General features: G+C 53.9%; 22 protein-coding genes. 8 read left to right on the top strand and 14 right to left on the bottom strand.

Going from position 1 to position 19,677, the window contains the following annotated elements; translation table 11 throughout:
- Positions 1–3: 3 nt before the first annotated feature.
- From hypA to yghX, 10 genes are all read right to left on the bottom strand, one after another.
- A complete protein-coding gene (gene hypA / locus OGX81_RS07980; protein ID WP_104868185.1) occupies positions 4–345 on the bottom strand; it encodes a hydrogenase maturation nickel metallochaperone HypA in 342 nt (113 codons plus the stop codon).
- Positions 338–829, bottom strand: a complete 492-nt coding sequence (gene hybE / locus OGX81_RS07975; RefSeq protein ID WP_012135125.1) for a hydrogenase-2 assembly chaperone — start codon at positions 827–829, stop codon at positions 338–340. The genes hypA and hybE overlap by 8 nt, the downstream gene beginning before the upstream one ends.
- Positions 822–1,316, bottom strand: a complete 495-nt coding sequence (locus OGX81_RS07970) for a HyaD/HybD family hydrogenase maturation endopeptidase (RefSeq protein WP_058668111.1) — start codon at positions 1,314–1,316, stop codon at positions 822–824. Before OGX81_RS07970 ends, hybE begins: the two co-directional genes overlap by 8 nt.
- Positions 1,316–3,019, bottom strand: coding sequence for a hydrogenase 2 large subunit (gene hybC, locus OGX81_RS07965; RefSeq protein WP_104868184.1), 1,704 nt, complete (start codon positions 3,017–3,019; stop codon positions 1,316–1,318). The genes OGX81_RS07970 and hybC overlap by 1 nt, the downstream gene beginning before the upstream one ends.
- Positions 3,016–4,194 carry a Ni/Fe-hydrogenase cytochrome b subunit gene (gene hybB, locus OGX81_RS07960; protein ID WP_012135128.1) on the bottom strand — a complete coding sequence of 393 codons (1,179 nt, stop codon included), beginning with the start codon at positions 4,192–4,194 and terminating at the stop codon, positions 3,016–3,018. The genes hybC and hybB overlap by 4 nt, the downstream gene beginning before the upstream one ends.
- Positions 4,184–5,170: a hydrogenase 2 operon protein HybA gene (gene hybA, locus OGX81_RS07955; RefSeq protein ID WP_024130950.1), complete on the bottom strand. Its 987-nt coding sequence runs from the start codon at positions 5,168–5,170 to the stop codon at positions 4,184–4,186. Before hybA ends, hybB begins: the two co-directional genes overlap by 11 nt.
- Positions 5,171–5,172: 2 nt before the next feature.
- Positions 5,173–6,291, bottom strand: a complete 1,119-nt coding sequence (hybO, locus tag OGX81_RS07950; protein WP_012135130.1) for a hydrogenase 2 small subunit — start codon at positions 6,289–6,291, stop codon at positions 5,173–5,175.
- A gap of 187 nt (positions 6,292–6,478) precedes the next feature.
- Positions 6,479–6,766, bottom strand: a complete 288-nt coding sequence (locus OGX81_RS07945; RefSeq protein WP_012135131.1) for a DUF2623 family protein — start codon at positions 6,764–6,766, stop codon at positions 6,479–6,481.
- Between the two features lie 83 nt (positions 6,767–6,849).
- Complete coding sequence (locus OGX81_RS07940) at positions 6,850–8,490, bottom strand: methyl-accepting chemotaxis protein (protein ID WP_104868183.1); 1,641 nt, start codon at positions 8,488–8,490, stop codon at positions 6,850–6,852.
- A gap of 216 nt (positions 8,491–8,706) precedes the next feature.
- Entirely contained in the window at positions 8,707–9,594 is an 888-nt protein-coding gene (yghX, locus tag OGX81_RS07935) for a YghX family hydrolase (protein WP_146209168.1), read from the bottom strand.
- A 156-nt stretch (positions 9,595–9,750) separates the two neighbouring features.
- Here yghX and OGX81_RS07930 point away from each other — a divergent pair, with 156 nt between their 5' ends.
- Positions 9,751–10,791, top strand: a complete 1,041-nt coding sequence (locus OGX81_RS07930) for an aldo/keto reductase (protein WP_047461193.1) — start codon at positions 9,751–9,753, stop codon at positions 10,789–10,791.
- Positions 10,792–10,854: 63 nt separating this feature from the next.
- Here the strand turns inward: OGX81_RS07930 and OGX81_RS07925 are convergent, their stop codons facing one another.
- On the bottom strand, positions 10,855–11,358 hold the full coding sequence (locus OGX81_RS07925; protein WP_012135136.1) for an ESA_00282 family adhesion-associated protein: 504 nt from the start codon (positions 11,356–11,358) through the stop codon (positions 10,855–10,857).
- Positions 11,359–11,462: 104 nt separating this feature from the next.
- On the opposite strand from OGX81_RS07925, the gene OGX81_RS07920 reads away from it, so the two are divergent.
- Positions 11,463–11,867 (top strand): hypothetical protein, encoded by a 405-nt coding sequence (locus OGX81_RS07920; RefSeq protein ID WP_104868182.1) that lies wholly within the window; start codon positions 11,463–11,465, stop codon positions 11,865–11,867.
- 1 nt (position 11,868) lies between these two features.
- On the top strand, positions 11,869–12,291 hold the full coding sequence (locus OGX81_RS07915; protein WP_104868181.1) for a cytoplasmic protein: 423 nt from the start codon (positions 11,869–11,871) through the stop codon (positions 12,289–12,291).
- 122 nt (positions 12,292–12,413) lie between these two features.
- On the opposite strand, the gene exbD is transcribed toward OGX81_RS07915, so the two are convergent.
- Together exbD and exbB are read right to left on the bottom strand one after the other, a co-directional pair.
- Positions 12,414–12,839, bottom strand: coding sequence for a TonB system transport protein ExbD (gene exbD, locus OGX81_RS07910; protein WP_012135139.1), 426 nt, complete (start codon positions 12,837–12,839; stop codon positions 12,414–12,416).
- Between the two features lie 6 nt (positions 12,840–12,845).
- On the bottom strand, positions 12,846–13,580 hold the full coding sequence (gene exbB / locus OGX81_RS07905; protein WP_024130953.1) for a tol-pal system-associated acyl-CoA thioesterase: 735 nt from the start codon (positions 13,578–13,580) through the stop codon (positions 12,846–12,848).
- A gap of 251 nt (positions 13,581–13,831) precedes the next feature.
- On the opposite strand from exbB, the gene metC reads away from it, so the two are divergent.
- Positions 13,832–15,019, top strand: coding sequence for a cystathionine beta-lyase (metC, locus tag OGX81_RS07900; protein WP_104869103.1), 1,188 nt, complete (start codon positions 13,832–13,834; stop codon positions 15,017–15,019).
- A 131-nt stretch (positions 15,020–15,150) separates the two neighbouring features.
- Positions 15,151–15,810: a DedA family general envelope maintenance protein YghB gene (yghB, locus tag OGX81_RS07895; protein WP_012135142.1), complete on the top strand. Its 660-nt coding sequence runs from the start codon at positions 15,151–15,153 to the stop codon at positions 15,808–15,810.
- 47 nt (positions 15,811–15,857) lie between these two features.
- On the opposite strand, the gene OGX81_RS07890 is transcribed toward yghB, so the two are convergent.
- The gene (locus tag OGX81_RS07890) at positions 15,858–16,757 is read right to left on the bottom strand and encodes an AraC family transcriptional regulator (RefSeq protein ID WP_024130956.1); all 900 of its coding nucleotides are present in this window, start codon (positions 16,755–16,757) and stop codon (positions 15,858–15,860) included.
- 193 nt (positions 16,758–16,950) lie between these two features.
- On the opposite strand from OGX81_RS07890, the gene yqhD reads away from it, so the two are divergent.
- From yqhD to OGX81_RS07875, 3 genes are all read left to right on the top strand, one after another.
- Positions 16,951–18,114 (top strand): alcohol dehydrogenase, encoded by a 1,164-nt coding sequence (gene yqhD, locus OGX81_RS07885; protein WP_012135145.1) that lies wholly within the window; start codon positions 16,951–16,953, stop codon positions 18,112–18,114.
- Between the two features lie 103 nt (positions 18,115–18,217).
- Positions 18,218–19,045 (top strand): 2,5-didehydrogluconate reductase DkgA, encoded by an 828-nt coding sequence (gene dkgA / locus OGX81_RS07880; RefSeq protein WP_012135146.1) that lies wholly within the window; start codon positions 18,218–18,220, stop codon positions 19,043–19,045.
- Positions 19,046–19,159: 114 nt separating this feature from the next.
- Complete coding sequence (locus OGX81_RS07875) at positions 19,160–19,621, top strand: HIT family protein (protein ID WP_049009960.1); 462 nt, start codon at positions 19,160–19,162, stop codon at positions 19,619–19,621.
- Positions 19,622–19,677 lie beyond the last annotated feature (56 nt).

The raw sequence follows: 19,677 nt of genomic DNA, 5'->3' as shown, positions 1-19,677 counted from the left end.
ACGTTATTCCACTTCAATACTTTTCACTTTCAGCGAGTCGCCGGTATCCACCCGCAGACGATCGCCCTGACAGTGTGGGCACTGCGCGTCATGCTGCGTGATTTCAACCGCCTGGCTGCAATCCCAGCACCACGCCTGAGCGGGTTTATAGTCGATGTGCAACGTACACCCCTGCGCGAGCGTACCCTGGCAAACGATATCAAAGCTGAAGCGCACGGCGCTCTCTTCAACGCACGAGAGCGCGCCAATTTCCAGCCATACGCCAGTGACTCGCGTCACGCCATGCTGTTCCGCCTGCTGCTGGATAATCTCAACCGCGCTCTGGCACAGGGACAGCTCATGCATGCTCGCCGCTCCGGCGTCCAAACAGCAACGCACGACGCCCTGCCAGCTGCGGCGCATCGGGATCGCTGACCGGCAGCGACAGCAGCATCCGCGCGCAGTCGTCCGCCAGACGCATCCCCTCTTGTGCCGACATACCGTGGTTGAGCGGCGACATCAGCGAGCAGGAGAGGTATTGCGAAACCCCGTCCAGTTCACCAACGGTAAAGGTCATCGCGCCATACGGCAGACGCAATCCGAGTTTTTCACTGACTTTGCGTACCGGCCAGAGCTGATCGGGGCCGGGGAAAATCAGCGCGCTCAGCATCCACGGCGCGATCACGCTGCCCGTCCACTGCCCTTCAAACAGGGTGAAGTCAGAGACATACACCGGCATATTCGGGTGCAAAAACGAGAGATCGTGCATTGAGCGTCGGGCAATCTCTTCAAACGCCGCCTGAACCTGCATTCTCGGGGAGGACGGGAACCCTGAAATCTCCTCAGACATGCGCAGCCTCCCGTGGAATAGCCTCAACGCCTGACTCGCGCAGCGCGGCAAGAACCTGCGCCAGAGCAGGTTCAATCATCGCTTCAACCGTTGGCGTCAGGCCGATATGCGGCTCCAGCGATTCCGGGATCACGCCGATCAGCGTCAGCTTTTTCGGAAACTCGCCAGTGAAGCGCAGGGCCGACAGAACGTCGGCCAGACCAAGCTGATGCGGTGAGATTTTGTTGGTGAACAGCGCAGGCACCTCATCATCACGCAGGATCATAAGGGTTCCCGGCGTGTTCTTTCTCGACACAATGGCGTCCGCGATGATCAGGTGATCTCTGTCCGCCATATCGCCGAGAAGCTCCATTCCCGCCGTGCCGCCATCAAGGATCTCCACGAAATCCGGCAGGATGTAGCGCTGTTCTAATGCTTCAACGATACGCACCCCGATGGCTTCATCGGTCAGCAAAATATTGCCGACCCCTAACACTAAAATCCGCATTACAGAACCTTAACTGAGACGACTTCGTTCCCGTCAGCGTCCACTACGTGCACCGCGCACGCCATGCAAGGGTCGAAGGAGTGAATGGTACGCACCACTTCCAGCGGTTTTTCTGGATCGGCGATCGGCGTCCCCACCAGCGACTGCTCGTACGGCCCCACTTCATCGTTAAAGTTACGCGGACCGGAGTTCCAGGTGGACGGAACCACCGCCTGGTAATTGCTGATAATGCCGTCTTTAATGACCATCCAGTGAGAGAGCATACCGCGCGGCGCCTCAAGGAAGCCCACCCCTTTAAACTCACCCGTCGCCGGGATATCCGGTTTAACGAACGTAGTGTGGTCGCCTTTTCCGATATTGGCGATCAGCGCGCTGTACTGGTTTTGCAGAATACCCTGCAATTCGCAGCAGTGAACGGTGCGGCCAATGATACGCCCCAGCGTGGAATGCAGTTGCGCCACTTCCAGCGTTTTACCGGTCAGTTTCTGGTAGATCGCGATGATTTCATTCAGTTTGGCCTTCGTGGACTCGCGTCCCGCCGCCAGTTTAACCAGCATATTGGCCAGCGGCCCCACTTCAACGGTTTTGCCGTAAAAGGTCGGGGACTTAACCCACGAGTATTTACCGTCATCAGACCAACCGGTGTATTCCGGGACGGTAGTCCCTTCCCACGGTTCCTGCGGCGCTTCGTCTTTGTACCAGGCGTGCTTCGCGCTCTCCTGAATCCCTTTAATCAGGTATTCATCGGAATGCGAGGCGATCGGGCGATACGTCGACAGATCCGCATTCTGGATATAGCCGCCAGGGAACAGGAAGCTGCCGTTTTTACCGTCGGTCGGAAATTCCGGCGCGCTCAGGTAGTTAACCGCGCCTTTACCGCGTTCCAGCCATTCTGGATAGAACGCCGCGATTACCGCCGTATCCACCTTGTAAACCTGCTCAACAAAGTCGCTCAGCTTGTCGATGAAGGACTTGATGTACATCAGGCGTTCAAGGTTCAGCACGCCGAGACCGTCGAGGTTGATCGGGTTCGCCACCCCACCCACCGCCAGGTTCTGGATGTGCGGCGTTTTACCGCCCAGCAGCGCCACCACGCGGTTGGCGTCACGCTGACATTCCAGCGCTTGCAGATAGTGCGCGACCGCAATCAGGTTCACTTCCGGCGGCAGTTTCATCGCCGGGTGTCCCCAGTAGCCGTTAGCGAAAATCCCTAACTGGCCGCTGGCAACGAGGTCTTTGATCTTGTTCTGCACCTTCGTGAACTCTTCCGCGCTATTCAGGTGCCAGCTCGACACGCCGTTCAACAGCGCCGACGCTTTCTCCGGATCGGCTTTCAGCGCAGAGGTGATATCCACCCAGTCCAGCGCAGAAAGCTGGTAGAAGTGCACAATATGGTCATGGGTAGTATGCGCCGCCAGAATGATGTTACGGATGTACTGCGCATTGACCGGAACGTCAATCTTCAGCGCGCTCTCCGCCGCACGAACGGAAGAGATCGCGTGGGTCGTGGTGCATACGCCACAGATACGCTGCACAATCATCCAGGCATCGCGCGGATCGCGATTCTTCACGATCTCTTCCATGCCGCGCCACATGGTGCCGGATGCCCATGCTTTTGACACCACACCGTTTTCGATTTCGCAGTCGATGCGTAAATGACCCTCAATACGGGTTACCGGATCAATAGTAATTCTCTGGCTCATGCTTTGCTCGCCTCATGACGATTGTGATCGTTTTGTTTTAATGGAGGAAGTATCGGCAGTAGACGAATGAGTAAGATGTATGCACAAATCTCAATAGCCACAAAACCAATAGAAATCAGCAGTTCTTCCCAGGTGGGAAAGTAGTGGTAGCCGCCGCCGGGATTGAACGCCACCAGCGAGTAGGACATACGCCACGTTGCGCAGCCCAGCAGCATACTGAGGGCGGACAGATACAACATCCGCGAGTCGCCGCGCAGTTTCGGCAGACGGAGCACCACCAGCGGGAAGACCATCAGCAGGACTTCAACCCAGAACAGCAAGGAGTAGTAGTCACCGGCAAACGCATAAGAGAGCTTGTCGCGGTAAATCAGTTCACCAAAACGGCACACGAGGAACAGCGCGATGAAAACGCTGATAGTACCGGTCAGCTTGATAAACAAACTTTTCTCATCCGGGCCGTTGCCTTTTAAGCCGCTCTGCACCAGAGAGCCTTCAAAAATAACGATGGAGAAACCCATGATGAAAGCGGTGAACAATGAGAACAGCGGCAGCATTTCATAGCTCTGCCACAGCGGATGTACTTTAATACCGGCGGCAATCATCAACGATCCCATTGACGACTGGTGCATGGTCGGCAGCAACGCCCCGAGAGCGATAACAAAGAACATCACTTTGTTCAGACGCTTAAGCGAGACTTTCCAGCCCAGGCGTTCAAACAACGCGGGGGCAAACTCCAACGCCATCACGCCGATGTAGATGGTCATACAGACCGCCGTTTCAAACAGCACCGAGTTCACATTGAAGTGCCCTGGGATGTAGAAATACGGCAGGTTCCAGTAACGACCAACGTCAATGGTGATCGACAGCCCGCCCAAAGAGTAACCGAACAGGCTTGCCAGCAGCGCCGGGCGCACCAGTGGATGGTATTGCCCCCGGTTGAAGACATACACCGCCCACGCCAGCGCCCAACCGCCGCACGCGAAGCCGGTGCCGATCAGCAGGTCAAAAGCGATCCACACGCCCCAGGGGAAGCCGCCGTTCAGATCGGAGACCGATCCCAGCCCGAAGACCAGACGTTTCACAATGAGAAGCATGCACAGGACGACAAGCGGCCCGAAGATGATGATCGGTTTACTGATTATTTTCCCGCCCAGCGGTTTAGGATCATGACTCATGATCGTCTCCTCCGTCGTGATGCTCGTTTTTCGTATTACGACGAACCATCACGGTTAAGCCCGCCAGCACAGCCAGTGGCAGCATCATGCCTTTATACAGGGTGTGTTGAATGTGTTCAGAACGCGCGCCAGTTGACAGATCGGCCAGTTGAGGGAGATCCAGATTCTGGTAAGGAACGCCGGTCAGCACCAGCACCTGCGTGCCGCCGCCCTCTTTTTCACCGTACAGATGCGGGTAATACTTCGGTACGGTATGCAGATACGTATCGCCAGTCTGCAACGTCTGGCGCGGATAGTGGTATTCGCTGCCAGGCTTCAGCGCCAGGCGTTTTTGCGCCTCCGCCATTAGCTCTTCTCGCGTACCAAAAATCACCGCGCCCGCCGGACATACCTCAACGCACCCCGGCAGACCGCCTTTGTCCAGGCGTTCAACGCCCTTCTGGTTGCACAGTTCACACTTGTGCAGCGCGCCAAACGGGTTGTTGTAGTCGTATTTCGGCACGTTGTACGGGCAGGCGACCATGCAGTAGCGACAGCCGGTACAGACGTCTTTGTTGTAATGAACGATGCCGGTTTTCGGGTCTTTCTTCAGCGCGGATACCGGGCAAACGGAGACGCAGTTAGGGTCAACGCAATGCATACACTGTTTCTTAATGTACGCGTAGCCGTTCTCTGTCTGATCTTTATTGACGCCACTTCCGCTATGCCACACCTGAATGATGTTATTGGTGTAAGGCGACAGCTTGTCGTTATTCGACCAGGTTTGCGCCCCTTCCGGGTTACGCGCCGGGAAGTTGATATCCTGGCATTTGGTCACACACGCCTGACAGCCCACACACAGCGTCGAGTCATACAGCATCCCCAGGGAACCCGGGATAGGAGGACGGTTTTCCGCAGCCGCATGGCTGATGGACGGCGATGCGCCCAGCAGCAATGCCCCGCCAGAGGCTGCTTTAATAAAGTTACGTCTGTTCACGGTTATTCTCCCCGTGAGTCAGCGTTATCTTTCTTCTGCTGACGCCCCAGTTCACGTACCGCCATCACGCTGACACCGGCAACCAGCCCAACCACGCCGCCAAGCAGCCCAACGGCGCCTGCGGAAATGTGGCCCCCCTCTTTCAGGTTGACATCCGGCTTCTCGGAACGCGGGGTTTGATTTTCCACATGGGCAAGTTGGTGGATGCCTTTATGAAAGCCAACGCCTTCCTCGTTACAGCCGTAGCAGGGGTGTCCAATCGCCACCGGCCACACGCCGCCGACATCGCAGAACTGCAACGTCGAACAGTTGCCGTAGGTTTCAGGCCCTTTACAGCCCAGATGGTAGAGGCACCAGCCTTCACGGTGGCCTTCATCGCCGAACTCTTTGGCGAAGCGACCGGCGTCAAAATGCGGGCGGCGTTCGCAGTGTTCGTGAATCAGACGACCATAGGCGAAGGTTGGACGGTTTTTGGCATCCAGCTTCGGCGGTTTACCGTAAGTGATGATGTGGGCAACCGTTGCCAGGAAGTTATGCGGGTTCGGCGGGCAGCCCGGGATATTGATAACGGTTTTGCCCGGCAGGACTTCCTGCAACCCGACGGCGCCGGTCGGGTTCACGCCAGCGGCAGCGACGCCGCCCCACGCGGAACAGGAGCCGATCGCGATAATCGCCGCTGCGCCTTCCGCCGCCTTGCGGATGTGATCCACAATCGGCTCGCCGGCAACCATGCAGTAAATACCGTTATCTTTTAATGGGATGGAACCATCGACAACCAACACATACTGCCCTTTATACTTCTCCAGAGCGTTATGCTTGTTCTCTTCAACCTGATGGCCGAAGGCGGCGGAGAGGACCTCGTGGTACTCCAGAGAGATCGTTTCCAGAACGAGGTTTTCTACCGTTGGGTGGGTCGCGCGAAGGAGCGATTCGGTACATCCCGTACATTCCTGAGCGCCGATCCAGACGACGGGCGGGCGCTGCGGACGGGAAACCGATTCGGCCATTTCTGCGGCGGCTTTGCTACTGAGCCCCATGGTTGCGGCCAGTGCTGCACAAAGCTTCATGAAATCACGACGATTAACGCCGTGAGAAGTGATGAGAGTATTATCTCCAGTCATTTTATTGTTATTCCGTTGCAAAGACCTGGCTCTATTTTGCACCGTTCACAAATAACTTATTGCGATCGGCGCGCCATTTACCACACTTTCTTTATGGTTATTGAACCATGATACTTTGACGGAACAACAAAACGAAGGAGTAAGACAATAGTGTAATTAATTAAACCGGGGTAATACCCCCTTCGGATCAATTTTCGAGACGATAACCCGCCATAAAGAACCGGATAGTCGTATTCGATTGATTCTCCCGAAAGAAGTCCATCACCATATCTTTGTCCAAGCCATAACGGCGCGTCAGAATCCCCGCTTCCCAGGCGCTTAATTGTCGATCGCCGGTTTTTTCAAACATGCGATGCGAAAATCCTAATACGAATCCGCGCTTATAATCAGAACAAAAACCCGCCACGTTACGCGCGCTATCGGCACACGTTGCGTTTAATCCGGCCATCAGGCCCTTACCAAAATGATTGTCCATGATACCTCCAATCGCTATATAACAAATTATATAGCGATTTTTTAAGCGAACGCCAGAGGTATCACATACTTTTTTTTACCGGATCAGAAGGCGACCCATTCATCGCCTGACTTCTCGGCAGACGCCCCGCGCGGACTGGCTGGAGGGACCGTTTTCGCCGGGCTGATTTGCGCGTCATTATGAGAAAGTCGGAACTGTTGCACAGAGCGTTGCAGCTCTTCTGTTTGCCGTTCCAGCGCCGCCGCTGCCGCAGAAACTTGCTCCACCAGCGCGGCGTTTTGTTGGGTCACGCTGTCCATCTGGGTTATCGCCACGCCAACCTGGGAGATCCCTTTGCTTTGTTCCTCGGAAGCGGCAGCGATCTGCTTCATGATGGTGGTGACTTCAGTTACTCCGCGCAGAATGGCCTCCATTGTCGCGCCCGTCTCCTGCACCAGCTGCGCGCCCTGCTCGACGCGACGCACGGATTCAGCGATCAGCGTTTCAATCTCTTTGGCGGCCCCGGCGCTACGGCTGGCAAGATTACGCACTTCACCGGCGACGACCGCAAACCCACGCCCTTGTTCACCGGCTCTGGCGGCTTCAACGGCGGCGTTCAGCGCCAGAATATTGGTCTGGAAGGCAATACTGTTGATGACATTCGTAATTTCGGCGATCTGTCTGGAGCTGGCTGAAATACCGTCCATCGTCTCGACCACTTCAGAAACCAGCGTGCCGCCTTTTCCGGCCGTCGCGGAAGCGGCATCAGCAAGCTGACTGGCCTGGCGCGCATTATCCGCATTCAATTTCACCGTCGCGGTGAGCTGTTCCATGCTTGCAGCGGTCTCTTCCAGCGCCGCCGCCTGCTCTTCCGTACGGGAAGAGAGATCGTTGTTACCGCTGGAGATCTCTGTCGCACCGCGCCAGATATTGTCACTGCCTGAACGAATCGAGCTGACCGCTTCCCGCAGACTATCCTGCATCGCGCTCAGTAACGGCACCAGACGACCGACACAGTTACGGCCAAACTCTTCAATCGGCTGGCTCAGATCGCCTTGCGCAATCTGGCGGAACTGTTGGCGAATGCGCGCCAGCGGTTTCACTAACATCGTGACCAGGTAACGGTCGGTAAAGAAGAGAATCACAATTCCCAGAATAACGGCAGTGATAATCAGGGTGCGGATAATTGACGTTTTGCCGTCCACCATCACGCGGGTGCTGTCCAGCATCGTGCCGGCCGCGCTGTTAAAACGTTCTGCGCTGGCGCCGAAGGCGCGGCTCAGGGCGGGGGTGACATTATTCGCCTGTTCTGCAAATTCGGTGAGCGTACCCTGCTGCGCCAGTTGCATCTGCGGCGCGACGCCCTTATCAAGCAACGCCTGCCAGTTTGCCAATACCGCAGCGGCGATCTCCGGGTCCATCGGCCCTGGAGAGAGCGTTTTCATCTCTTCCAGCTTTTTGCTCATATTGTCCAGCGCCTGCTGTACTGGTACAAAATCGGGCGTACCGCCGCCGATTTTAACGTCCATCGCACGGCTTAAACGCGTGACAAAACGAAAATACTGATCGTTCCCCTGACTTAGCACCGTCATCTGACGCACAATATGACGATCGATATCATTTCCTTCCGCCACTTTAGATAATGCATGGACGCTGAATAAACCAACGCCCGACCAAAGAAGACAGAAGAGCCCCAATATTGTCAGCATGACAATACGAATAGTGAAGTTTTGCAGCAAACGCATAAGAATTTCCTTGCCGTACTTGAGGGATTCGCCATCAGGCGACACTTATCCTCGTTATCGGCAGAGAATGCAGAATATATACTTTCTTTATTGTTTTTTTACTTAACTAAGTATACGAATCATCGTCAGCCCGCTATTCCTGTGAATGCTTATAAAGCATAACGGCATTATTATGCCGCAAAGCAATATGCCGCACCTGAAATAATCGTTTGTTTTTCATTGTAAATATTTCTCAAACCAGGCCAGAGTGCGCGCCCAGGCCAGATCCGCTGCGGCCTTATCATAGCGGGGAGTCGAATCATTATGAAAACCATGATTCACCCCAGGATAGATATACGCTTCATAGACTTTATTATTCGCCTTCAGCGCCGTTTCGTAGGCAGGCCAACCTTCATTAATTGAGGTATCTAACTCGGCGTAATGTAATAATAAAGGCGCATTAATTTTAGGTACATCTGACGCCGGAGCCTGACGACCATAAAAAGGAACGGCGCACGCCAGTTCTGGATAGGCCACCGCCGCCACATTTGATACGCCGCCGCCATAGCAGAATCCCGTAATAGCCACTTTTCCGCTGGCCGCCGGATGACGCTGCATAAACTCAATCGCGGCAAAGAAATCATTCATTAATTTTGTGGGATCAACCTGTTGCTGTAATTCCCGCCCCTTATCGTCATTACCGGGGTATCCGCCTACCGAGCTTAATCCATCAGGCGCCAGCGCAATATAACCCGCTTTCGCCACGCGTCGTGCGACATCCTCAATATAGGGATTCAGCCCCCTGTTCTCGTGTACGACCACGACCGCAGGCGTTTTACCCGTCGCCTTCGCCGGTTTCACCAGATAGCCTCGCACCTCGCCATGCCCGTTCGGTGACGGATACGTAATGTATTCCGGCAAAATGTCCGGGTCGGTAAATTCCACCTGCACCGCCAGCGCGTAATTCGGCTTCAGGAGATTAAACAGCGCAAGCGCGGTCACGCCGCCGACGGCATACTTTGCCGCGAGGTTAAGAAACTCGCGTTTAGAGATTTTTCCATGTGCATAATAGTCATAGTAATCGAGCAACTCCTGCGGAAAGTCTTTGGCAGTCAGACGCGGCATAGTTTTACTCCTGAATTGATGTTTTTTTAAGCAAAGCATAACGACGTGTTTTTGCCCAATTTTTCGCATCAATGTGACCTAACGAACGGGATAAACCCCGCTGAGCCGCTAGAATAGAAACGTTGTTTTGAAATTCACTTTCTCTAAGGAGATGACATGGCCTGGTTAGCCAACCCCGAACGTTATGAGCAGATGCTTTATCGCTACTGCGGTAAAAGCGGTTTGCGTTTACCCGCGCTATCGCTGGGTTTGTGGCACAGTTTCGGCCACGTTCAGGCGCTGGATTCACAGCGTGCGCTGCTGCGTAAAGCCTTTGATTCAGGCATCACCCATTTTGATTTAGCCAATAACTACGGCCCGCCGCCGGGAAGCGCAGAAGAGAACTTTGGCCGTTTGCTGCGGGAAGATTTTGCGCCGTATCGCGATGAGCTGATCGTTTCCACCAAAGCGGGTTATGACATGTGGCCTGGGCCATACGGCTCCGGCGGGTCGCGTAAGTACCTGCTCGCCAGCCTCGATCAGAGCCTGAAGCGGATGGGGCTGGACTATGTCGATATCTTCTATTCCCACCGTGTCGATGAAAACACGCCGATGGAAGAGACCGCATCCGCGCTGGCGCAGGCGGTACAAAGCGGTAAGGCGCTTTACGTCGGCATCTCCTCCTATTCGCCTGAGCGAACTCAACGAATGGCGGAACTGCTGCGCGAATGGAAAATCCCGCTGCTGATTCATCAGCCGTCCTACAATCTGCTCAACCGCTGGGTGGATAAAAGCGGCCTGCTGGATACGCTGGCGGCCAACGGCATGGGTTGCATTGCGTTCACACCGCTGGCTCAGGGATTGTTAACCGGAAAATACTTAAACGGTATCCCGGAAGGTTCACGTATGCAGCGTGAAGGGAAAAAAGTTCGCGGTCTGACGGAGAATATGCTGACGGAAGCGAATCTGAACAGCCTGCGTTTACTCAATGAGATGGCGCAACGTCGCGGCCAGTCAATGGCGCAGATGGCGCTTAGCTGGCTGTTGAAAGATAATCGCGTGACGTCGGTGCTGATCGGCGCCAGTCGACCAGAGCAACTGGAAGAAAATGTGCAGGCGTTGTCGAACCTGACATTCAGCGCTGACGAGTTAGCGCAAATCGATAAACATGTCGCGGACGGCGAGCTGAACCTCTGGCAAGCCTCATCGGATAAATAACGCTTTCGGGCACGCGCGCCGGGTGGCGGTTTCGCCTTACCCGGCCAACGTCAGGCGCGTTTATTAAACCTCTTCCGGTTTGATTAGCGGCCGCTGATATTCAGGCCACACCAGAGCAACCAGGGAGGGATACGCCTCCAGGCTAAATTCCCGGAAACATTGCCGCAAGTTAAGCACATCCAGATCGGAATGCGGAACCTTTTCCCCGTTCAGACAACGCTTTTTAATGTTGTCATAATATTTATAGACCGCAGAGTTGAGATCGCTGCAACGGCGCTGTGCATCAAATAACCCCGGCGTGCCGTTTAGCTCCGCCATCGTCATCCGCTTTATCGTTGCGTGAAGAAAATCAATATATTCGTGATTGACTCGCCAGTACCATACCGGTGTAATAGTATTCATGAGCGACGAAAAATGATCTTCGCCCTCCTCTTTGGACAAGGGTTCCGCTTGATTTACTGGATTAGACGCCTCAGCAGAGCGCTGTTTATTAAATTCGTGCATCAAGAAAAGCACGCCGCCAGTGAGTAATAGCAGAGTGATAATAGAATAAAAAATGCTGTTCATATGCCGACTCCATTTTTTTTGATTTTAAAATTACACCATGCTATTGTCAACGAGACCTGCCTTATAAAAAACAATATACTATTGATAGTAAAGGACATTCCAACATGCTTCCCGAGCATCTTGTGCCAACTCGTTTTCATTTATCTGCCTCGCCAGGCGATGCTGAGACCGTAGAAAATAGTGAAAATTTGACTCAGGGAAAGAAAACGCTGAGCGATTACGAGCCAGATATTTTAATTAGCGCCACACCGACTGGTCAATCTAAAAACATGTTACTTGAAGAACGTGACCGTCATTTAAAAGACCGGCTTTATCGCGTAGCTAAAATTGAGACGTTTGCTCGTCTTATTAATAGCCTACAGGCGGAAGGCGATATTGATGCTCAGGCATTAAGTAAAATTCTGGCAGATGCCACAACAAAAATAAACGATCACGGCAATGAAATTTGGCTTAATCTCATAACCAGAGAGAAAAACTCTCCCGTTTTTTATTCTCTGGAAGAGAAATAATATGAAAGACGTTGAAGATAATAATGTTTATTTAGCTTTAGATAATAATAAAAGCGATGAATTTAGCTTAAAGCAAAATCTTAAAGCGCTTATCGCCAATAAAAACGCGACCCTCGAACAGGTGGCGCAGGAGATCGTGTCGATTCCCGCCGCGTTAGTGCGGCTGAAATGGCAAAATCGCCGTGAAATCTATGCGCTCCAGGTCAAAGAAGAGATCTACGGTTCGGTTATCAATACGATTATTGAGCAACATCCCGAGATGCGGGACAAAATCATGGCGCGCCTGGAGAGCACATATCAGCACTTACTCGCGCGAGAAACGGCGACCCTGCGCCTGACCCGTAAGCTATCCGATGGCGATTACCGAACGACCAATATCACCACCGTCGCGCTGAATGAAAAACGTTTTCCCACGACGAAGTAATCTGGCGAGTCAGCGATACCGCATCATGCAGGCCTGGTAAGCGCAGCGCCATCAGGCAATAAAAAAGCCGGGTACGGCTTGCGCCCTACCCGGCCTGTCTGTCAGCCCATCAGCAACAACGATTACTTCGCTTTTGCGACCTCTTCACCCACGAGACCAATTTTCAGGTAACCCGCCTGGTGCAGCGTATCCATCACTTTCATCATTGTTTCATAATCAACGGTTTTATCCGCACGGAAGAAGATCGTCGTGTCTTTCTTCCCTTCGGTTAACGCGTTCAGCTCGCCGATCATGGTTTCATCCGTTACCTGATCGTTGCCGATAAACATGCTGTTGTCGGCCTTCACGGACAGATAAACCGGTTTTTCCGGGCGCGGCTGCGGGGTGCTGGTGGACGCAGGAAGATTCACCTTCACGTCCACCGTTGCCAGCGGCGCGGCCACCATAAAGATAATCAGCAGAACCAGCATGACGTCGATAAACGGCGTCACGTTGATTTCATGCATTTCACCGTTATCGTCCAGATTTTCATTAAGACGCATTGCCATGGAACATTATCCTACACGTAATTTCTGCGCGGTACGTACCGGCTGAGCGGAAGCGCTCGCGTTCAGATCCAGATCGCGGCTTTGCAGCAACAGAATCTGTGCCGCCACGTCGCCCAGCGTCGCTTTGTAGCTGCCGATCTGACGTGCGAAAATGTTGTAAATCACGACCGCAGGAATTGCCGCGACCAGGCCGATCGCCGTAGCCAGCAACGCTTCCGCGATACCCGGCGCGACAACCGCGAGGTTGGTGGTCTGGGTTTGCGCGATGCCGATGAAGCTGTTCATGATGCCCCATACCGTACCAAACAGACCGACAAACGGAGAGATGGCGCCGATGGTCGCCAGGTAGCCATTGCCGCGTCCCATATGACGGCCAACCGCCGCTACGCGACGCTCCAGGCGGAACCCGGTACGTTCTTTAATACCTTCATTGTCTTCACTGCCTTCCGACAGTTCCAGCTCGTTCTGCGCTTCATAGAGCAACTGTGAGCTTAAACTTTTTGCCGCGAATGCGGAGGCAATATTGCTGGCCTGGTCTAAAGAACGCGCTTCAGCCAGCTGCTGTTGTTCACGCTTGAGCCGACGCTTCTGCGTAAAGAACTCAAGACTCTTACTGAAGAAGATAGCCCAGGTGACTACTGACGCCAGAATCAGACCAATCATCACGCACTTAACCACGATGTCGGCGTGCTGATACATACCCCAGACGGAGAGATCCGTCTGCATCAAATTATTACCCACTCTGTATCTCCAGGACGCAAATCACAAATTCTGAGCGTAATAATATCAAAACGACGTCGAATTGATAGTCGTTCTCATTACTATTTACATAGTGCCGCACCTTTGGTTTCTTTTCCTTGCGCTTACGCAGTAAAAAAGTCACCAGATGTCATTTTGAGAAAATTTTCTGCTTTATGCCGATTCTTCAGGATGCGTCACTCATCATTCATGATAGTTTAGACATCCAGACGTATAAAAATGGGTACTCCAACATGGCAGAAAAACATCTTGAAACCAAACTGGTGAGCGCAGGACGCAGCAAAAAATACACGCTGGGATCGGTGAACAGCGTCATTCAGCGCGCCTCCTCGCTGGTATTTGACACCGTAGAAGCCAAAAAGCACGCCACCCGCAACCGCGCCAATGGCGAGCTTTTCTATGGACGTCGCGGAACGCTAACCCATTTTTCGCTACAGGAAGCCATGTGCGAACTGGAAGGCGGCGCCGGATGCGCGCTCTTCCCCTGCGGCGCGGCGGCTGTCGCCAACACGATTCTGGCCTTTGTGGAACAGGGCGATCACGTCCTGATGACCAACACCGCTTATGAACCCAGTCAGGATTTTTGCACCAAAGTTCTCGCCAGACTCGGCGTGACGACCGGCTGGTTTGATCCGCTGGTCGGCGCGGATATCGTGAAGCATATTCAGCCCAATACGAAAGTAGTGTTTCTCGAATCCCCTGGCTCCATCACGATGGAAGTGCATGACATCCCGGCGATTGTCGGCGCGGTAAGACGCGTTGCGCCAGGCGCTGTCATTATGATTGATAACACCTGGGCGGCGGGCGTGCTGTTTAAGGCGCTGGATTTCGGGATCGATATCTCCATCCAGGCAGGAACGAAATACCTGATTGGTCACTCGGATGCGATGGTCGGCACAGCCGTGTCTAATGCGCGTTGTTGGGAGCAATTACGCGAAAACGCCTATCTGATGGGGCAAATGCTGGACGCGGATACCGCTTATATGACCAGCCGTGGGCTACGTACGCTGGGCGTGCGCTTACGCCAGCATCATGAAAGCAGCCTGAAAGTCGCCGAGTGGCTGGCGAATCACCCTCAGGTCGCCCGCGTTAATCATCCCGCCCTTCCTGGCAGCAAAGGCCACGAATTCTGGAAGCGCGATTTCACGGGCAGCAGCGGGTTGTTCTCGTTTGTGCTGAATAAAAGGCTGAGCAATGAGGCGCTTTCCGCTTATCTGGATAATTTCAGCTTGTTCAGCATGGCCTACTCCTGGGGCGGCTTTGAATCCTTAATTCTGCCTAACCAGCCGGAACATATCGCCGCCATTCGTCCCGAAGGCGACGTTGATTTCACCGGCACGCTGATCCGTTTGCACATCGGTTTAGAGAATGTTGACGATCTGATTGCAGATTTAGCCGCAGGATTCACGCGTATTGTGTAAAGTTTCCGGTCATGGACAGAATTGCAGACACTCCGGGCAGAAAAGTCTGCATTTGTTGCGTCCGGGATCAAGGCATCCCGGGCAATTCAGGAGTACAATAGCCCCATAAACGCGGTTCCACAGGAAAGTCCATGGCTGTCATTCAAGATATTATCGCTGCGCTCTGGCAACACGATTTTGCCGCGCTGGCGGACCCACACGTTGTTAGCGTTGTCTACTTTGTGATGTTTGCCACGCTATTTTTAGAAAATGGCCTGCTCCCGGCCTCTTTTTTACCCGGAGACAGCCTGCTCTTACTGGCAGGCGCGCTGGTTGCACAAGGTGTCATGGACTTTGTCCCCACGATCCTTATTCTGACGACAGCCGCCAGTCTCGGCTGCTGGCTGAGCTATATTCAGGGGCGCTGGCTGGGAAATACGCAAACGGTGAAAGGCTGGCTGGCGCAGCTTCCCGTTAAATACCATCAGCGCGCGACCTGTATGTTCGACCGGCACGGCCTGCTGGCGCTGCTTGCCGGGCGCTTTCTGGCGTTTGTGCGCACCCTGCTGCCCACAATGGCGGGGATTTCAGGGTTGTCCAGCCGCCGGTTTCAGTTTTTTAACTGGTTGAGCGGGCTGCTGTGGGTCGGCGTGGTGACCAGTTTCGGCTACGCGCTCAGCATGATCCCATTCGTGAAACGTCATGAAGATCAGGTGATGACGTTTTTGATGATCCTGCCGATTGCCCTGCTGGCCGCCGGTTTGATCGGCACATTATTCGTCGTGATCAAGAAGAAGTATTGCAGCGCCTGATTTGCTGATTGCCGGATGGCGCTTACGCTTATCCGGCTTACACATGATTAGCTTCCCTGCATCATTCTCATTCGTGCCGCATCCTCCCCCGGCGTTACGCCAAAATAGCGTTTGAACTCCCGACTGAACTGCGACGCGCTCTCGTAGCCAACGCGCATCGCAGCGGCGCTGGCTTTCATCCCGTCGTGAATGATCATCATCCGCGCTTTATGCAGGCGATAGGTTTTCAGGTACTGCAACGGCGAGGTACTGGTAACGGATTTAAAATTATGATGGAACGCCGAGACGCTCATGTTGGCTTCCGCAGCCAGTTGCTCAACGTTCAGGTTCTCGGTGTATTTGGTTTCAATCCGCTTCAGCACCCGGCTAATCAGGCTGAAATGGGTCTGGCGGCTGACCAGCGCCAGCAGCGCGCCGCCACGCGGCCCCATCAGAACGTGATACAGAATTTCGCGAATAATCTGTTTCCCCAGAATGCGCGCATCCAGCGGCCTTTCCATCACATCTAACAGGCGTTCCGCCGCACAAAGAATGTCATCCGACAGCGTGGCGGAGTTAATCCCGCTTGCCGCCATCGACGGTTGAAACAGATCGTCCTCACCAATGTCCATCAGCAACTCCTGCAATTGCAGGATATCAACATTCAGACGAATCCCCGCGAGCGGTACTTCCGGCGTCGCATAAGTTTCACATTCAAAGGGTAAAGGTACTGTCAGCAGCAGATATTCATTGGCATCGTACTGAAATACGCGTTCATTGATATAACCGATCTTATGCCCCGAAAAGAGAAATATGATGCCAGGCTGATACATCACAGGCGTGCGCGACCCCGGCTCCGTGCCGTAGAGCAAACGCACGTCGGGCAGGCAGTCATTCAGGTTGTTTTGATTGTTTATCAGCTGCTTAATTTTATCTGTCAGCAACAGGCAGATGGCTTCACGGTTCATGGCGCGCTTTTTTCTCATCGGTTTACGACGCTTTGATTGTGCGCAAATTTATCTTTTTTCTCCAGCGCTCTGGAGAAATGGGCAAGACATTGGCAGAAATGAGCATTGAGAGGAAGGCGGCTGGCGACCACAATGTTCACCATCAGGCAGACATTCGCCTGCCCACTTTTTTACCCACATAAGGGAACGAGCAATGAACAACTTTAATCTGCATACCCCAACCCGCATTCTGTTTGGTAAAGGCGCGATTGCCGATCTGCGCGATCAAATCCCTCAGGGCGCCCGCGTATTGATCACCTACGGCGGCGGCAGCGTGAAAAAGACCGGCGTACTGGATCAGGTACATGACGCGCTGAAAGGTCTGGACGTGCTGGAATTTGGCGGCATCGAGCCAAACCCGTCTTATGAAACGCTGATGAACGCCGTCAACATTGTACGTGATGAGAAAGTGACGTTCCTGCTGGCGGTCGGCGGCGGTTCCGTGCTGGATGGCACTAAATTTATCGCGGCGGCGGCGCAATATGACGAAGGCGTGGACCCGTGGCGCATTCTGGAAACCCGCGGCAACGACGTGAAAAGCGCCGTACCGATGGGATCGGTGCTGACGTTGCCGGCAACGGGTTCAGAATCTAACTCCGGGGCGGTAATTTCCCGTAAAACCACCGGCGATAAGCTGGCCTTTATGACGCCGTTCGTCCAACCCGTGTTTGCGGTGCTCGATCCGGTTTATACCTACACCCTGCCGCCGCGCCAGGTTGCTAACGGCGTTGTGGATGCATTCGTTCACACCGTTGAGCAGTATGTCACTTATCCGGTTGACGGAAAAATTCAGGATCGCTTTGCCGAAGGTATCCTGCTGACGCTTGTCGAAGAAGGCCCGAAAGCGCTGAAAGAGCCGGAAAACTACGATGTCCGCGCCAACGTAATGTGGGCGGCCACTCAGGCGCTGAACGGTCTGATCGGCGCGGGCGTCCCGCAGGACTGGGCAACGCATATGCTGGGTCATGAGCTGACGGCGATGCACGGCCTTGATCACGCGCAGACGCTGGCTATCGTCCTGCCTGCGCTGTGGAATGAAAAACGCGATACCAAACGCGCCAAACTGTTGCAGTACGCAGAGCGAGTCTGGAATATCACCGACGGTTCCGACGATGCGCGTATTGATGCCGCCATCGCCGCCACCCGCCGCTTCTTTGAGCAAATGGGCGTACCGACTCGCCTGTCTGATTACGGTCTGGACGGCAGTTCCATTCCGGCATTGCTGGCAAAACTGGAAGCGCACGGCGGTACAAATCTGGGTGAACATCAGGACATTACGCTGGATGTCAGCCGTCGGATTTACGAAGCGGCTCGCTAAGGTTTTTTCGCCTCTGGCTTTCGTTTTTGGACATTTCGTCCAGACTTAAGTCACACAACCTCACCGGAGTTTGCTCCGGTGAGATCGCATAAAGGAGGAACGCATGGCTAATCCAACCGTTATCAAGCTACAGGATGGCAACGTAATGCCACAACTGGGCCTGGGAGTCTGGAAGGCAAGCAACGAGGAAGCAATTTCCGCCATTCATAAGGCGCTGGAAGTGGGATATCGCTCCATTGATACCGCTGCGGCGTACAAGAATGAAGAAGGCGTCGGAAAAGCGTTAAAAGATGCCGGTATCGACCGGGAAGAACTGTTTATTACCACCAAACTGTGGAATGACGATCAGAAACGCCCTCGAGAAGCCTTGCAGGAAAGCCTGGATAAGCTCCAGTTGGATCACCTCGATCTCTATCTGATGCACTGGCCCGTTCCAGCTATCGACCATTATGTTGACGCCTGGGAAGGGATGATTGAACTGCAAAGAGAGGGGCTGGTGAAAAGCATCGGCGTGTGTAACTTTCAGGTGAACCACCTCCAGCGTCTGATCGATGAAACCGGCGTTACACCGGTGATCAACCAGATCGAATTGCATCCGCTGATGCAACAGCGTCAGCTGCATGCCTGGAATGCGACGCACAAGATCCAGACCGAGTCCTGGAGCCCGCTGGCGCAAGGCGGCGCAGGCGTTTTCGATCAGAAAATCATTCGCGATCTGGCGGATAAGTACGGTAAATCTCCGGCGCAAATTGTGATCCGCTGGCATCTGGATAACGGGCTGGTGGTGATCCCTAAATCCGTCACCCCTTCACGTATTGCGGAAAACTTCGACGTCTGGGATTTCCGTCTCGACAAAGACGAATTAAGCGAAGTGGCCAAACTTGACCAGGGTAAACGCCTGGGGCCGGACCCGGATCAGTTCGGCGGCTAACCTTCCTTTCCGGCCCGACATTTCTGTCGGGCTTTTTGACTACCAGGCGGGTTTGGTAGAAAGTGTTGAGTCTGTACGCGACGCAAATTGTGAACTCAGCAACGGAGAAAAGGAATGAGCTGTATTTTTTGCCAAATCGTTGAGGGTAAAGCCCCCTGCCATAAGATCTGGGAAGACGAGCATCATCTGGCCTTCCTCTCCATCTTCCCTAACACCGACGGTTTTACGGTGGTGATCCCGAAGAAGCATTATCCCAGCTATGCGTTCGACTTGCCGCCGCAGGCGTTGGCCGATCTGATGCTTGCCACCCAAAAAGTGGCGAAAAAGCTGGATAACGCCTTCCCGGACGTGGGACGTACGGGAATGTTTTTTGAAGGATTTGGCGTGGATCATGTGCACAGCAAGCTCAGCCCCATGCACGGCACCGCTAACCTGAACGAATGGAAGCCTATTGAATCGCGGCAGGCGAAATTCTTTGAACAGTACGAAGGCTATTTGTCATCGCATGACCACGAGCGAGCGGATGACGAAAAACTGGCAGCGCTGGCCGCCAGAATTCGTGAAGCGAACGCGTAATCCGTCCGTTTGCCGGATAGCGGTGCAGGCACCTTATCCGGCAAACAGCTAACGGG

The organism is Citrobacter sp. CK206 (assembly GCF_030333125.1).
Taxonomy (GTDB): domain Bacteria; phylum Pseudomonadota; class Gammaproteobacteria; order Enterobacterales; family Enterobacteriaceae; genus Citrobacter_B; species Citrobacter_B koseri.
The sequence above is the reverse complement of the archived record's forward strand: the minus strand, read 5'-3'. Positions and strand labels throughout refer to the sequence as shown.

Bases quoted from the DNA above. Each gene is read 5' to 3' on its own strand.
- hypA (WP_104868185.1), bottom strand. From the start codon at position 345: ATGCATGAGCTGTCCCTGTGCCAGAGCGCGGTTGAGATTATCCAGCAG.
- hybE (WP_012135125.1), bottom strand. From the start codon at position 829: ATGTCTGAGGAGATTTCAGGGTTCCCGTCCTCCCCGAGAATGCAGGTT.
- OGX81_RS07970 (WP_058668111.1), bottom strand. From the start codon at position 1,316: ATGCGGATTTTAGTGTTAGGGGTCGGCAATATTTTGCTGACCGATGAA.
- hybC (WP_104868184.1), bottom strand. From the start codon at position 3,019: ATGAGCCAGAGAATTACTATTGATCCGGTAACCCGTATTGAGGGTCAT.
- hybB (WP_012135128.1), bottom strand. From the start codon at position 4,194: ATGAGTCATGATCCTAAACCGCTGGGCGGGAAAATAATCAGTAAACCG.
- hybO (WP_012135130.1), bottom strand. From the start codon at position 6,291: ATGACTGGAGATAATACTCTCATCACTTCTCACGGCGTTAATCGTCGT.
- OGX81_RS07945 (WP_012135131.1), bottom strand. From the start codon at position 6,766: ATGGACAATCATTTTGGTAAGGGCCTGATGGCCGGATTAAACGCAACG.
- OGX81_RS07940 (WP_104868183.1), bottom strand. From the start codon at position 8,490: ATGCGTTTGCTGCAAAACTTCACTATTCGTATTGTCATGCTGACAATA.
- yghX (WP_146209168.1), bottom strand. From the start codon at position 9,594: ATGCCGCGTCTGACTGCCAAAGACTTTCCGCAGGAGTTGCTCGATTAC.
- OGX81_RS07930 (WP_047461193.1), top strand. From the start codon at position 9,751: ATGGCCTGGTTAGCCAACCCCGAACGTTATGAGCAGATGCTTTATCGC.
- OGX81_RS07925 (WP_012135136.1), bottom strand. From the start codon at position 11,358: ATGAACAGCATTTTTTATTCTATTATCACTCTGCTATTACTCACTGGC.
- OGX81_RS07920 (WP_104868182.1), top strand. From the start codon at position 11,463: ATGCTTCCCGAGCATCTTGTGCCAACTCGTTTTCATTTATCTGCCTCG.
- OGX81_RS07915 (WP_104868181.1), top strand. From the start codon at position 11,869: ATGAAAGACGTTGAAGATAATAATGTTTATTTAGCTTTAGATAATAAT.
- exbD (WP_012135139.1), bottom strand. From the start codon at position 12,839: ATGGCAATGCGTCTTAATGAAAATCTGGACGATAACGGTGAAATGCAT.
- metC (WP_104869103.1), top strand. From the start codon at position 13,832: ATGGCAGAAAAACATCTTGAAACCAAACTGGTGAGCGCAGGACGCAGC.
- yghB (WP_012135142.1), top strand. From the start codon at position 15,151: ATGGCTGTCATTCAAGATATTATCGCTGCGCTCTGGCAACACGATTTT.
- OGX81_RS07890 (WP_024130956.1), bottom strand. From the start codon at position 16,757: ATGAACCGTGAAGCCATCTGCCTGTTGCTGACAGATAAAATTAAGCAG.
- yqhD (WP_012135145.1), top strand. From the start codon at position 16,951: ATGAACAACTTTAATCTGCATACCCCAACCCGCATTCTGTTTGGTAAA.
- dkgA (WP_012135146.1), top strand. From the start codon at position 18,218: ATGGCTAATCCAACCGTTATCAAGCTACAGGATGGCAACGTAATGCCA.
- OGX81_RS07875 (WP_049009960.1), top strand. From the start codon at position 19,160: ATGAGCTGTATTTTTTGCCAAATCGTTGAGGGTAAAGCCCCCTGCCAT.